At 46.4% G+C, this 15,369-nt stretch carries 4 protein-coding genes and 1 riboswitch; all 4 genes read right to left on the bottom strand.

The annotated features are described in order from the left end of the window. Positions 1-82 precede the first annotated feature (82 nt). Positions 83-4,660, bottom strand: coding sequence for a rhamnogalacturonan lyase family protein (locus tag E0496_RS24170; protein ID WP_141504313.1), 4,578 nt, complete (start codon positions 4,658-4,660; stop codon positions 83-85). Between the two features lie 258 nt (positions 4,661-4,918). Continuing rightward, entirely contained in the window at positions 4,919-7,060 is a 2,142-nt protein-coding gene (locus E0496_RS24165; protein ID WP_141504312.1) for a right-handed parallel beta-helix repeat-containing protein, read from the bottom strand. A gap of 218 nt (positions 7,061-7,278) precedes the next feature. Next, positions 7,279-12,564 (bottom strand): DUF4430 domain-containing protein, encoded by a 5,286-nt coding sequence (locus tag E0496_RS24160; RefSeq protein ID WP_206669845.1) that lies wholly within the window; start codon positions 12,562-12,564, stop codon positions 7,279-7,281. A gap of 177 nt (positions 12,565-12,741) precedes the next feature. Continuing rightward, positions 12,742-12,944: riboswitch (cobalamin riboswitch) on the bottom strand. A gap of 210 nt (positions 12,945-13,154) precedes the next feature. Next, positions 13,155-15,137: a methyl-accepting chemotaxis protein gene (locus E0496_RS24155; RefSeq protein ID WP_161601546.1), complete on the bottom strand. Its 1,983-nt coding sequence runs from the start codon at positions 15,135-15,137 to the stop codon at positions 13,155-13,157. Positions 15,138-15,369 lie beyond the last annotated feature (232 nt).

Raw genomic sequence — 15,369 nt, 5'->3', positions numbered from 1 at the left:
TATAAACGACATACTGCTCACTTAGCTAACTAATTAATTCTACTCCCTTCTTATAAAAGAAGACCGAACTTCCTGTTTTTCTTTAGTCCATAGATAGAGTTAAAAGCTTATGAATGATGACAGCTGCTTGAGCTCTCGTCGCAGCTCCCTTCGGATTAAACACTCCGCTTCCGATCCCTTCAATAATGCTTGCTGCCTGCATGGCGTCTACTGCCTGGGTGGCATAGCTGCTAATAGCTGTTTGATCGGTAAACGCGGCTGTTGATACTTTGCCATCAAGCTTCAGCTCGAGCTGCTTCGCAACTCGATAAGCCATTACGGCCATGTCCTGTCTCGTGATCTCATCATTTACGCCAAAGCTGCCATCCGCTTTGCCTTGCACAATGCCAAGCTTCTCCGCAGCAGCAACCGAATCATAATACCAGCTGCCTGCTTGCACATCGCTTAGTCCGCTGCTCGCCTCGGCATCGGCGAGGTCGAAAGCAAATATCAGCATTTTCAGAAACTCAGCCCTTGTTACCTTTTGATCCGGTTTAAAATTGTCGTTGCCTACCCCATTCACAATACCTCTGGCAGACAGCGATTCAATCCGGTCCTTAGCCCAGCTTAATCTGGCAATGTCCGTAAATCCGGCTTTCACCGAAGCGGCTGCATAGTTGCTAAAATGAGCCGGCTTGAACACAACCTTGCCATTCGAAGCCTGATACACCCCATTCTTCACGATATGCTGCTCATCATTATCGCCCAGGAAATAAACGACAACTAGATTCGGGTTTTCACCCGCAGCAAGAGTGTAGTCAAGCTCTACCTTCACGCCTCCGCCGAAGCTGCTTACCGGCTTGCCATCTACCGTAAGCGTAAAGTTGTATGCCTTGTTTTCTCCAACCTTTGCTTTTTCGCTGCTCGTTAAGGCTGCTGCGTCCACTTGGGTGACGACAAGCTCTACCTTAGAAGCAGCATCGCTAACGCTTGCTCCGATCAGCTCTTGATCAAGCGTGACCACAGCCAAGCCTAAACGAATTTCTACTTGCCTAATCTTTTGATGAACTGCTGATTTTAAAGCTTGAGCAGGCAGTATAGCTTGAACGGCATTCGCTGCGCTCTTTGGCTTTACCTCCAGCACAAGCTTAGATCCTGCTGCCGTTTCTGCGGCTTTCTTTACGTCAGCTGCTTTGAAATCTGCACTTGCCTTGCCGCCAGCATCTATCCCTGCAACGAGGCTAACGCTTCCGCTGCCTACATTAACATCCGGCTGCGACGCTCCCCCGCCGCCAGTGCTAGGTGACCCCGTTCCAGCAGAATTAATCGTAACCATCACTGTACCTACGACGCCAGAGCCACCCATGGCTTCCGCGGTCACCTTCACTTTACCGGCGGCATTTGCCGTTAATAATCCGTTTGCATTTATCGAGGCTAACGCCGTAGCCGTCCCATCTTCATGATAAACCGACCAAGTCACCGACTGATCCGTTGCCGCAGCTGGCGTAAATGCTGGAATCAACTGAAGCTGCTGGCCTACCGCAACCTCATTCGAATCTACGAATAGGCTTAAGCCCGTGGCTTGAATAGTATTGGTACGAATATTCGGCTGCTCAGGCGTTTCCATACCCGTTCCTAGGAAGAAGCTCGTATGCGGCGGTTGATTGTAGCCCGTATTTTGCCAAGCGACTCCCAATCGGTATACAGGATCATGCATGAGCGTAGGGATGCGGTGCTCCGTCACATCTGTTGTCGTATAGATGCGAAGTGCGCTGCTATCCTCTGTACGCAAAATGACCTCTTCACGCCAGTCGCCTAAAATATCCGCCTGCAAGACCGGATTCCCTTTCGTATCATTATTGGAATACGTTCCCTCAAACTTCACTAACGGAACCAGTTGATTGTTTTCATAATCCCATTTGTCGATTTTCGGTATGCCTACACGTGATGGATCGCCTTGCCATTCATGATCAAGCAGCTCGCGGCTAAGATCCCCGTCCCACCAGATCGCAAAGTTAGAGGAAGGGATGCGGTTTGAAATTTTCTCTCCCGTCGCGGTGAACAAGCTGCCAGTTGCACTGTTCCATTCGCCATCGATGGACCATGCTTCCGCACCTTCGTAACGCGGATCAATATCGGCCGACAAGCCTCTCCCTGTATCAATTCCCGTCTGCAGCTGGCCCCATAGCACCCGGCCGGTGCGGGCATCCTTTACGTTGGATGAATATTTGACGCCCGTATCCTCCTGAACGGCAAAGAGTTCCAATCCTAAACGGTTAGGATTCAAATTGCCTAAGTGCATAGCGTCGCCATGACCTAACCGCGAGTTCCACAGTCCGGTTCCATTGTCGTCAATCGCTGTCGCGCCGGTAATGATCTCATCTCGGCCATCACCATCAACATCCGCAACGCTGAGCTGATGATTGCCTTGTCCGGCATAGCTTTCATTGCCCGCGGTCTTTGAATCGAACGTCCACAGCTTCGTCAGCTTGCCGTCTCTCCAGTTGTAAGCGACCAACACCATGCGAGTATAATAGCCGCGCTGCATAATGACGCTTGGCCTTTCGCCATCCAGGTAAGCGATAGCGGCTAGAAAGCGGTCTACGCGGTTGCCGTACGTATCGCCCCAATCGCCAACATTACCACGCTCCGGCTCATATGCCTCCGATGCTAGTGCTTTGCCTGTGGCGCCTTCAAACACGGTGTGAAACTCTGGGCCGGTCAAAATATAGCCGCTGGCATTGCGGTAATCCGCATTGGCATCGCCAATGACTGTGCCTTCGCCATCAATGGTGCCATCTGCCGTGCGGAAGGTAACCTCCGCTTTGCCATCACCATCTAGGTCATAAACCATAATATCCAGGTAATGGGCACCTGCGCGGATGTTTTTGCCTAAATCGATCCGCCACAGCTGCGTGCCGTCCATTTTATAAGCATCAACATACACATTTCCCGTATACCCGCTTTGAGAGTTATCCTTCGAGTTGGTCGGATCCCATTTCAATACAATTTCATATTCCCCATCGCCATCCAAATCGGCAACAGTCGCATCATTGGCACGATAGCTGTAAGACTCGCCGCTTGGCGTTATCCCGTCTGCTGGTTTCTCAATCGGCACATTCAAGTAATTCATATCCCATACGGTTGCTGTTTCCGATTGCCGTTGCTCCACGCCGTCCATTACAGCTCGGACAAAATAAGTGGAATCCGTCGTACCTCCTGTATCCTCAAAGTTCGTGCTGCCCGTCATCGAACTTGCATTGATTTTAACCCCGTCACGGTAAAGGTTGAACGCAATCGTGGATGGATCGGTACCGAGCAAGCGCCAGCCCACGTAAACATGATTCGCTTCTTTGACGGCTACCAAGCCGCGATCCAGATTTTCCATTTGGCGCGCGGCAAGCTTAATTGGAGAGGCGCTTATCGTGACGCCTTCAGATTCCGATATTTCTTCACCTTCGTATGCGAAGGCTCCTTTGATCACAAAGCTATAATCAGAGCCATTCACAAGTCCATTAACGGTTGAAATGTATTTCCCTTTCGGTACCGTATCCACGAGAACAAGTGAATCATCCTCACTTTTCAAATAGATGCGTGTTTCCAGATAGGCGGGGTCCGCAGGCTGCTCCCACCCCAGCAATATCTTTCCGTCTCTCCCCTCTGCTGCCGGGTAATTCACGTTGGGCGACTTCGCGAGCCTGTTTACCTTTACTGTATAGGCTTTGGCAATGTCCGTATATTCCTTGGAGGTCGCCGATACGCGGATGCTAGTTTCGTTTCCAATTATGGCTACTGGCAAGGAATCTCCGCTTGTAATAGCCGCATCCCCCACTTTCAGCGTTACGCCGTCCGGGTTGCTGGCAGCAGAATAAACCGAAAGCTCTGATACCGAGTAAGGGATTTCCACCGTATAGTTGTCCACTTTAGGATCGAATGGAGGGAGTAGTGGAAGAGATGCGCCATTCGAATGGATGCCTAGGCTGCTTAAAGCCAAATCCAGTGATGTAACACGAACATTTGTCAGATTAAAAGCTCCGCCACCCGCGTTTACAAAAAAACCGAAGCTGCTGATTCTCTCGCGCGTGCTATAGAAAGCGTCCGGCCAAACGACCGTTTCATCCGTCGTCAAATCCGTGATCGTTGTCGTGTATTTTTGCTGCGGGGTATTGAATACCATTTTAAAACGGTACCAATGCGTCGTATCGTAATTGATTTGGTTGCCCGCCGCAGCATTGTGACGCTTGATCACGCCAGCATCCAACTGGTAGCGCAAAGCTGCCGAGCTCGTCGCATTGATCTTTCCGTCCATGACCCATAAGGTACCGCCTTTGTTCGAAGGAATATTTACATCAAACTCAATGATTAAACCTCCATTTTGCGCGGCGAACCGTTGCCCGAAATAGGAAGAGCCTGTCGCATCATGTTTCATTGCTAAATATGTTGAGCCCGTCACCGTATCTTCAGCCAAGTTTACAGTGGGAGCAGTCCCTTCCTTCGTCCAGTTATTTCCAACGCCAATTTCAAATTTGCCATCCGGGTAACTGCTAAAATCATCGGATACGAGAACCGTGTCCGCCGCATAAGCAGCAGGCAGGTTCAACGGCAAAACAAGTGACATGACCAGTACAATACTTAGAAGCTTCGAATAAAACTTCTTCTTCCTGTTCTCTAACCTTCGCATTTCGTTATTTACCTCCCGGAAAATCTGATTGTAGACTAGCCTTGCAATAAAATCTGTAATTCGATCAACAAACCTCCTCCCCACCCTTGTAAGCGATACCATACCAATTATTAGGGAACGAGACGGAACAAGCCATCCAAAAAGTAGACTGAAATGGTTAAAAAGCAGACATTTCCTCTGTAAGTCATTTACAGCAGCGGTGTACACAATAAAAAAAGCCCTGACCGGCGATGGTCAGGGCTGACTGAGGCGGTAAGGCTAGCTTTTCAACAAATTGTTTTTGAGCACGTCATTTTTTTTGGTCAGCAGCTTTGCCGTATAAAGTGTATTGTTCTCAATCGTATACGCTGGGGCTCCTGTACCCGCATATAAAGTAGCGATTCCAATGGCGGCAATATTCGTTGTAATCGTATTGCCTCTAATCACGGCTTTCAGCACATCATGCGCTTCATTCCGCTTCCAGTTATCGTTAATGCGGATCAATTCGGTTTTATCGGATGTTAGCTTGTCTGCGGTAATCGTATTATTCTCCACTAGCAGGTTTTTGGCTGCTTGCACGCTAATCGCCTGTGTATTGCCAAGCAGCTTGAAGATGGAGTTTTTGATCGTTAGATCCAGCTTCGGATGTTCGCCGAGCAGCAGCGTGCTGAGCGGTTCCGGAGATTCAAAGGAACAGCCGTCAAACACGTATTTTCCCGCCGATGCAACGCTGATTGAGCCGAATTTCCCCGTTCCCGCTGCTCCTACAAACTCGCAGTTGTTGTAAGTGCCAGGCGGCAGCGTAACGCCATACGTCGTGCTGTAGCCGATGACCTTTAATCGGTCAAAAGTAGAGCCTTCAGCCGCACCGCCCGTCACGACTCGAAGCGTGCCTTCACCGTTAATCGTAATGTCCTTCAAATGAATCGGCTTGCCCCAAATCGAAAGGCCGGAGTCGCTCTTTTTATTGTTGTTGATCGTAATATTGGAGGCGCTAATGCCAAAAGCCGTTTTGGCGCTGAGGGCAAACGTGGAATCCGTAAACGTCATGTCCTCGATTTTAATATTCGGCCCCTCCAAGGTCGTATACGAGTCATTCATCCGGTTCCCGATAAAGGTTGCATCATGCGCCGCAAAGATTCGCGAGCCGTCAAAATGATTATTTTTGACCAATGCGCCTTTAAACGGCTCGGAAATCGCAAGGCCAATGGCCCCTTTCGAAGCAAAATGGTTATCCTCAACGATAGCATCCTTGCCATCATACAAAATCACATCATAAGAGGCATTGTTGTAAAACTCATTGCTCTTAATGGTGATATTACTATTGCGATTGCCATTTTCGCCGAATCCGCCTTCCAGATCGATGCCGGCCTGAGGCATAGCCCCCTTCATATGATGAAATTTATTATTCGTGATGAGCACATTGTCCGCCCCGCCCACGGTGATGCCTTGTCTGCGGTTATAAGCAAACTCCGAGTTTTGGACCAGCACATTTGTCGTAACTTTACGGTTCCAAAATTCAATATAAGCCTGCTTCTTCGTCGCTTGATTAAATACAAGATGAAACTGCGTCGCTCCCTCCGGAATTTGAATGATATCCCGCACTCTAGCATTAGCCAGCTTCTTTATAAACGTGCCGTTCGACTTGTAAAAGAAGATATCGAATACGCCGGGCAGCTTGATCGCATTCGAGAACTCGAACTCGCGCTCCGTCTTAAAGATCGCATGCGAAAAGTTCAGCGGTTCCTTCGTTCTAACCGTTTTGGAATTGGAAACATTTTTCCCTTTATCGTCAATTGCCCCGGAAATAAATTGGTTCTCGTATAAGTCCTTGACCATCGTTCCGTGCCCGCCCAATATGAGGCCGTCACCTGTAAAGTTAGTAGCTTGAACGCCATCAATGGTTAGGTTCGTAGCACCCAGCGTGATGATGCCATAACCGCCTTCATGCGTGCCTGAGCTATGCTTATTTTCTTTTTTGGAATAATCATGAGTAGCTTTATCTCCCTTGTAGATACCGCCTCTCAGCGTTACATCATGAATCCCATAACCTAAATACATCAAATGGTAGCTCTCTTTCGCATTCGTCTCCTTCTGGAGAATGGCGTCCTTCGGCAATTCAAAGACCATGTTGCTGACCATGTTAATTTGGCTATTCTTATCAATCAAGTAAGTGCCGGATGGCAGCGACGTTTTTTTTATGCCGTTTTGGGCTGCCCATTTCAACGCATTATTAATCCCTTTGGTTGTCTCCGCCGGATGTGTGCCATTCTTGTAAATGCCGAATCGGCTCAACTCAATCGCATATTCCTTTTGCGGTTCTTCGTTTGTGTCTCCTGCACTCGCTATCGCAGGCTCCCCGGACAGCAGCGTAAGCTGCAAGCCAAGCAGCATCGTCAACACCAGCTTTAAAATATTCACCCTATGCCTCCTATTTTGTGCCGAAATCCATCCAAGCTTGTCCAGCCTTTATGGGTTATCTTGTTAAATATACCATTGATGTTATTCTTAATAAAGAACATTTGGCTAAATACTGTTCTTTCGGACGAAAATAGTTCCTGGCTCCTATGCATGTGGGACTGCGTATGAAGGTAAAAAAAAGAACGAGAGGCACTGGGCCTTCTCATTCTTTTTTGAGTTTATTTTACTGAAAGATTCTGCAGCTTATCTGCGACTACAGCAGCCATTTCTCTTGTTACCGCTGCTTTAGGATCAAAGCTCCCGCCTGAGCCCTGCATAATACCGCTGGTGTATACCGCATTAACGTATGCTTTGGCGCTCTCTTGGATTTTATTTGCATCTGTAAACGGCAGCGCTTCGTTATTTCCTTCAAGCTTGAACGCTTTGGCAATCATAATAGCCATTTGCTCTCTCGTTACCGCTTGATTTGGATTAAACGTATCTGCGCTCATGCCCTGAATAATGTTTAGCTCTTTTGCACGCATAATCGCTCCGTAGTACCATGCGCCTGGCGCAACATCCTTAAAGACTGCCTTTGCTTCGTCAGCAGGTGTTTCCCCAAGCAAGTTAATGAGCAGCGTAGCAAATTCGGCGCGCGTCATTTGTTTCTTCGGCTCAAAACGAAGCTCGGAGCCGCTCACTCCCACCATAATATTTGCATCGAACACACGATAGACTGCATCGTATGCCCATGATGAAATGAGGCTGTTATCCACAAAGGTCAGCTTGCTACGGTCGATTACTGCATACTTCGTGAAATGAGTCGTTTTACCTGTAATCGTACCATTTTTCAAATCTAATACCGCTGGAATCGGAATCCATTGCCCAGTTTTCTCATCAAGCCAGACAAGCGCAAGATTGGCAGCATTTTTTGCATCCGCAGGCACTCTGATCTGAATGTACACCGGATTTTGAAATACGGTGCCGTTAGGGGTGAATTCGAAAATAGAAGATACCAAGCCTGTGCTTTTCAACGCAAGCTCATTCACTTCGATTACCGTTGTTTCCTTAACAGCTCCTGCAGGCACGATAAGCTTAACCTTCGCATCTGTATCCTGAATCACAGCTTCGCTGTCCGGTTTTGCGCTTTGACTGATCTTAACAGTCGATTTCCCAAGCAGCTTAACAAGCTCAGCAAGCTCGGCTGCGCTCATTGGCGTTGCTGCATTCAAAACAAAAGTCGTTTGTCCGACTTTACCAATAGAATTGGTATTGTTAGCCGGTAAGGTTAACTTGTTTAGTTCCGTAAGAACGGCTTCCACAATATCTGTCGTAGTACTTGGATCAGTACTTGGATCAATATTTCCACTTGGATCAGTTGGAATTGGACCTCCAAGATCCTTCCCTAAATCAGTTGTATAGCGCCAAGCCAAAACATCATTTGGTTGAAGCACATACTCTCCCGCACTAATATCAGGGAAAACGCCATTCACAGAGTACATCCAACCGCTTAGTGGACCACGGTCGAATTCAGCTAGGCCGTCAATTTCCTCGACATACAGCGTAGCTCCCGTACCGCTGGAAACTACCTTAGCCCCTAACTCTCGTTTAAGCACTGCATAAGCCGTATCGCCTGCCAGAAGCTGAACAGACTTGGCTGGAAGAATGGTTCCCTTCTGACTATCTCCAGTAACGCTGATTGTAGCGTTCTTTATCGTAATCGGTGGCTCTGTCGTTGTCGGCGTTGGCTGTGGCGACGTTGTCGGTGTTGGTTCTGTCGACGTTGTCGGCGTTGGTTCTGTCGACGTTGTCGGCGTTGGCTCCGGCGTAGTAGGTACAGATTGAACTATAATCGAAAAGGATTGCCGAACAACATCCGGCGTGCGTTCCGTCAGATATTGACTAACTACGCCTGTGTAAGTGCCTTCTGCTTCGATTCCAGTATTAAAAGTTGCAATTCCATTCTCATCCGCAATCACGATTTGATTGCCAATTTCAACTTTTGCTCCTGCTGCTGGAGCAACAACCGCAAGATTTGTACTCCAGTCGAAAGTTTCCTTGGTGATTGTAACCGTAAACTCTACCCCAACAGTTGGGATAGTTGGCGTAACTACGGTTTCATGGACAAATGCTGTATTAGAACCGCCATAAAACACTAGGACTTGATCCGAGGCTTTAAGCTCATACTCTGCTATGCCAACCATTGGATAAATCCAGTGTCCATCGCGCATTATTGCATATTGCCAACCATCATATTCTCCGTAACTACCGGATTCAATGTGATTGATCTTATCCACCATTAACCCATACGAATAACTTGCAACGGATAGTTGTTTATCCTTTTCCGTTGTTAGTCTTTGCAGCGCATCAAGCGCAGTCGCACCTTTTATGCTGCCTTCTGTTACAGCACCCTCTGGTCCCTCTACTGCTACTGAAACCTCTACCAGTCCATTGTCTACCGGTGCTGGGTGATTGTAATCTTCTTCATAGTCTAGAGTATATCTCCAAGTTACAACGTCATTCGCTTTCAGCGTATACGCTCCAGCGCTAACCTCTGGTAGAATACCATTGACCGCTACTAACCAACCACTTTTAGATCCTCGGTCAAACTCAGCTAGTCCATCAATTTCTGACACATAAACTGAAGCTCCCGAGCCGCTGGAAATGACCTTCTCCCCTAGCTCACGTTTAAGAATTGTAAAGGCTGTATCATTTTCTTGCAGCTTATATGTTTTAGAACTTAATATCGTTCCTTTCACATCATCGCCTACGACTTTAAGCGTTACAAACTTGTCGATTGCATTCGGATCTGCCGCGTTAACCGTTAAGGGTACAGTTTGACGAACAACAACAGGTGAGTCATCTGTCACATACTGTGTAATGACGCCGTTGTGCGTACCGGCTGTTGCAAGTCCGCCATAGAAAACAGCAGCGCCATTTGCATCTGCAATAGCCGATTTGCTTCCAAAAGTAACCTTAGCTCCTGCAGCCGGGACTACAATCGTTTTATTATTATTCCAATCCCATGATTCTTTGTTTACCTGAACAGAAAAGTCTTGTCCCGTTACTGGAAGAGTTGGGGTAACAATAGCCGCATTTACGAGCTGTGTATTAAAATCTCCATAATATACGAGCAGATGATCCGATGATTGAAGCTCAAAATCAGCAATGCCTACGCCAGGGTGAATCCATTCACCGTTACGTTTAACGGCATATTGCCAACCGTCAAATCCTCCGTAAGTGGCTTCCTTAATATTAGCAATCCCTTTTACATACTTGCCGTAAGCAGAATTAACAACATTCAGCGCAATTCCTTCTGATATTGCAAAGCTCTCCAAAGCGTTTAATGCAGACGTACCATTCGCATTTCCCACCGCGATAGAAGCTTGTGGACCTTCAATATCAATGGTTATTGCTGCTGGGAAAGCAACCCCCGGCATCGTTTTTCCTGCAAACTCATACAATCTACCTGCTTTATTTACAAATAGGTTATAGGCTTCTAACGCCTGCAGTGCCTGTTCTGTTGCCATCCCATTGCTTGAACCTGAAACAAGATGAGCAAATCCGCCGTCAGGCTTCGCAAAGCTTAGCAGCTTATCAAGAAGATTGATGCCATCCTTTGTAAATGCAGCTCCCGTAGGATCGATTCCGTTGGATGTAAGGCCAATAATGGCTTGAGATACGCTCTCGCTGCTTTCCCCGCCATAACCTCCGTGAGGCTTTTGATTTGTGGAAAGCCAAGCTACCGCTCTCTCTCCAGCTGTTTTTATCTCAGATTGATCAGCATAAGGAGCTAAAGCGATCAGCGTCATTGCTGTCATATCCGCATCGCTAGCACTATTCAAAGCCAGTGAAAACCCGCCATCAGATCCCTGATACTTAAGAATTTCCTCCAACAGCTTCTCTTTCGTCCATTCTGCGTTTTTCGGCACCTGATAATTGCCCGAATTTATCGCAATAAGGCTATATAACGGGCCATTGACGCCTTGATTAATCATTCTTGTATTGTTAGTGATTTTATTAATAAAATCATAGCCTTCAAAGCTGCTTGCGTCATAGCCAAGTGCTGATATCGCAATGCTGTAACGGGCATAATCCGTTACCTTGCTGAACGTGCCATTGGCTTGTTTCAAGTTATTAATGAGTTGATTATAGTAAGATTCCGGTACCTTTTTGCTAGCTTGTGCGATACCTACGGCTTGCCATTCAGAATTAACATTTCCATTCAACACATATTGAGCTGTGCGCTCGATATCCGCATCTAGCTTATCTGAGCCTTTAAGAATACTTAAATAATAAATTCTTGGCTCATTCTCTCCTTGTTGAGCAATTACGCGTACTAATCGAGGTTTAGTTTCACTTAAGGTTAAAATTTTATCAACCTGCTCGTTCACTGTCCCTCTTTTATTATTTACAAATACTTGATCTGCTGTTCCATTAGCTGTTACCTTGATCGTATCCGCATTTACTTTAATATTGTTATATACGTTTACATTGTCTTGAATCGTCACTTTTTTGGACCCTGATTCATTTTCAAGACCCGTCAAAGTAATTGAATTTAAGTTTGGTGTAATACCTACTGAAGCATTAGGTTCATGAATTTGAAGTGATGTTACCTCCGTGCTTACCTCACCAAAAGGCCCCCCATCAATCTGTACAGCTGTACTTACTTTTATAAAATCAATAGAGTCTAGAGAAACCGGCAAGCCATTCTCATCAACCGCCCAGCTTATATCAATGCCATCACCCTTTGCTGGAGTTGCAATATAAGGGTTTCCAGCAAGATTATACGGTGCGCTTCCGTTCGCATGTGTATCGGTATATCCAAAAGCATTTTTTTGAGCAGCAAGCTTTACCCCTGAATACGAGTGCTGCAAATGATCAAAGGGTGTTTGTGATAAAGGATAATTTGCAGGAATTGGATAATAGGAATGCTTATGGTAAGCATTGACCTTTATCACACCAGTAGCTCCTAAATTATCTACCCAAGGAACACTAATTCCGTTTGCATTCGCAAATTCCGGATCAGGATTCGTATAAGTCGCACGATAATCCCATATCGTGGAATCCTCATAATGCTCGGATCCTGCAATATTATACCATTTACTAGGTTTTCCGGTACCATCATCCTGAGCGACGGCAACTGCGCCAGGCTCCTCAAATCCGGAGAAAGCATTTCCGTATACAGTAAAATCAATGCCATACGGATGATCCGCACTGTTTAAGACAGGAGCATTCGTCTTAAACACGATTGAACCGCCAAATCCTCCCAAAGAAATACCATTTCCTAAATTATTATTGTCCCAAGTTTCATTAAGATTGTTTATCCCACCGAAACCCGTCTCATTTACAAACTGCCCTGGAGCAGGCAGTGCATCATAAATCGTAAATGGACCAAGATTCGGATTGCTAGCTGCTGCCTCTACCTTTACCGAAGGCAGGAAGGCAGAGCTTGCCGCAGAGAGAAATACGGTTAGGCTCAATACGAAAGCCAACCACTTTTGCGAAATCATTTTTGTTCTCATCATTAACCTCTTTCCTCTATGATTTAGTCATAAAAATAAATAAAAGCCATCCTTGGAGGACGGCTTAAATAACAGGTTTACATTGATGTCAGTACACATCAATAAAAGTGAACAAACGTAAAAATTACGCTTAACCCACTTCGCTTTTTGTTTCTCTTTCTCTCCACCCCGAAGAATTAGAAACGCAAGAAATTGGCAGGTCTCCTGACTTATGAATCATCGCTTCTCAGCGCCTTCCCAAATAACTATGTCATTCAGTGGCTATTTGCCGAATCGCTCATCATTTACAGTGGCGGGACCGTGACGGATTTGCACCGTGCTTCCCTATTAAGCTCTAGAACCCATTATAGGATTAGAGCACCTAATTTCTTATATAATATTCATTTGTACTAACGATCATACAAGCAATTGCTTCCTTTTGTCTATACTAATCTAGCTAAAACACAACAATTCATTAAGGGATAGTCAGATATATTACATTTTCATAACTATCCATGTTTCAACCTTGTCGGTACAGAAAAAAGCCACACGGGTTTTTACCACATGCAGCTTCTAACTCATCATACTTTACTAAATCCTAATCCAAAATTCTAAATCCTAAACCGCTCAATCGATCGCTTCAGCTCTTCCGATAGCTCATTCACTGACGAAGCAAGTGCCAGCGTCTCCTCGGCAAGCTGGTTTTGGCGCTCTGTATCTGCGGCCGATTGTGCGGCGTGAATGGAGGTATCCTTGGCTACCTGAGCCATCGTGTCTACAGATGCACTAACTTCCTCACTGCCAGCGGCCATCTCCTCGGTAGAGGCGGATACATCCTGGATTTGGGAGGCGACCTGACGGGACTCCTTCCAAATTGTATCAAAAGAATCCTTCAATTCTTGAACGATGCTCATGCCATGCTCCATCTCCGATTCTCCGGTACTTACAGCACCAACGGCATCAGCCGTCAGGGCAAGCACCTCGTTAATCGTTTCGGCAATATGCCCTGCATGGTCCGAAGCCTGCTCCGCAAGCTTCCTAACCTCGCCCGACACAATCGCAAATCCACGGCCATACTCACCTGCATGCGCAGCTTCAATCGCAGCATTCAATGCGAGCAAATTGGTTTGGTTAGCAATAGTGGCAATCGTCCCTGCCATTTCCTGAATCTCGGATGAACGCTCATTCAGCTGTCTAATTACTCGCGAGATGGAAGCCGTTGCTGCACCTAATCGCTCCATTTGCCCAACCGCGTTGCCTGCTTTCTCATGACCTAGCTCAGCAGCAGCTAGCATATCGCTGGACGCCTCTGCCATAACATTAGAGGAATGGGCAATCCGACCGACGCTTGTAGCCATATCCTCCATCGAACGGGCAACCTCTACTGCTCCACCCGCTTGATTTTCCGCGCCTACCGCCATCTCGTTTACGGTTGTAGCCAGCTGCGAGGACAACTCTCTGCTCTTTTGTGAACCAACGCTTAATCTCTCAGCAAACTCGGACACGGAAGCCGCATTGCTCCGAATCGTCCGCATCAAATCCTGCATATGCTCAATAAATCGATTGATTTCTGAACCCAACTGCGTGATTTCATCATTTCCTTTATTTTGTATCCGGTAAGTAAGATCCGCCTCGCTGGAATTCAAGTTGACAGCAGCGCGCACGATCGTCCGCAGCTTCCGCCCTACCATAAACTGCGAGAGCAGAAATAAAATAACCAGCACGACCAGCATCAGACCGCCGAATTGGAGCAGTACCTTCATTCTCTCGGAAGCAATTAGCGCATCCGCTTTTTCTTTGGACAAAGCCACGCGCACGCCGCCCCAATGTTTGCCGTCGATCATGAGCGGATAGGAAACATCCCATGTCTCCACTGTTTTTCCATCAATCAGCCGATCATATTTTTGCACATAAACATCATCTGTGTTCGTATTCATAACTGCGTTGTATCCCGTTAAATCATTAAATACACGATTCGACCGGAAATTCTGACTGAGAAAGCCCACATCCCCCCAAGCATCTGCGGATGCTTCATCCGTAGGGCTGTATACCCCATTATGCGTAGCAATATAGCCGGCAAAGCTCGGATTGTCGGAATACGCAGCAGCCATCGCATAAATAATATTTTCTTCATTTAAAAAGCTATCCATAATGCCCTGCCAACGATCATCCGTATACTTGTCATAGGCACTGTCATATTTAAGCTCGTATTGCGAAAGCGTTATCTTTTCTCCGTTATACAAAACAGCTTCTTTTGCCGCATACGCAGCATCCTTTAGCCTTTTTTGAGCCGTTTGCTCGCTTTCAGGATTGACCGTCAACTGATCGTTAAACAAATCAGTCCGCAACTGCTCTCCGTCCCACTTTGTTCCATCTTGAAGTACCACGCCTGTCTTCAAATCCTGCTCCGTCACATATTCAAGTGTGTGTGCTAAGGACAAAGCCAAATTACGGCCTTTTTCCAAAAGCTGCTCTTCTACGGCGATTCGAGTTGCTCTCCACTCATAGATTAGAATCACACTTACGACGATAACTAGTGCCGCAGCCATAACTAACATAAATTTATTCGTTAACGAGCGTAATCCCATTTTCATCTCTTGTATCCCCCATTGTAATTTCATCTAGATTAAACCATTTTAACTAAAATGCTCTGTGATTTAAATCACAACATATCAAAAAGCAACTTAAATAAAATGAAGGCGATCCTAATCAGACATAACTTTTACATAAATATACAAAAAAACCACTATTACAGATGTAAAAACAGAAAAAACACTCCAACCGCAATCATGCGATTAGAGTGTTTGGATGTGACGTTCATGTTCT

This window comes from Paenibacillus luteus (genome assembly GCF_006542765.1).
GTDB classification, from domain to species: Bacteria; Bacillota; Bacilli; order Paenibacillales; family Paenibacillaceae; genus Pristimantibacillus; species Pristimantibacillus luteus.
The sequence above is the reverse complement of the archived record's forward strand: the minus strand, read 5'-3'. Positions and strand labels throughout refer to the sequence as shown.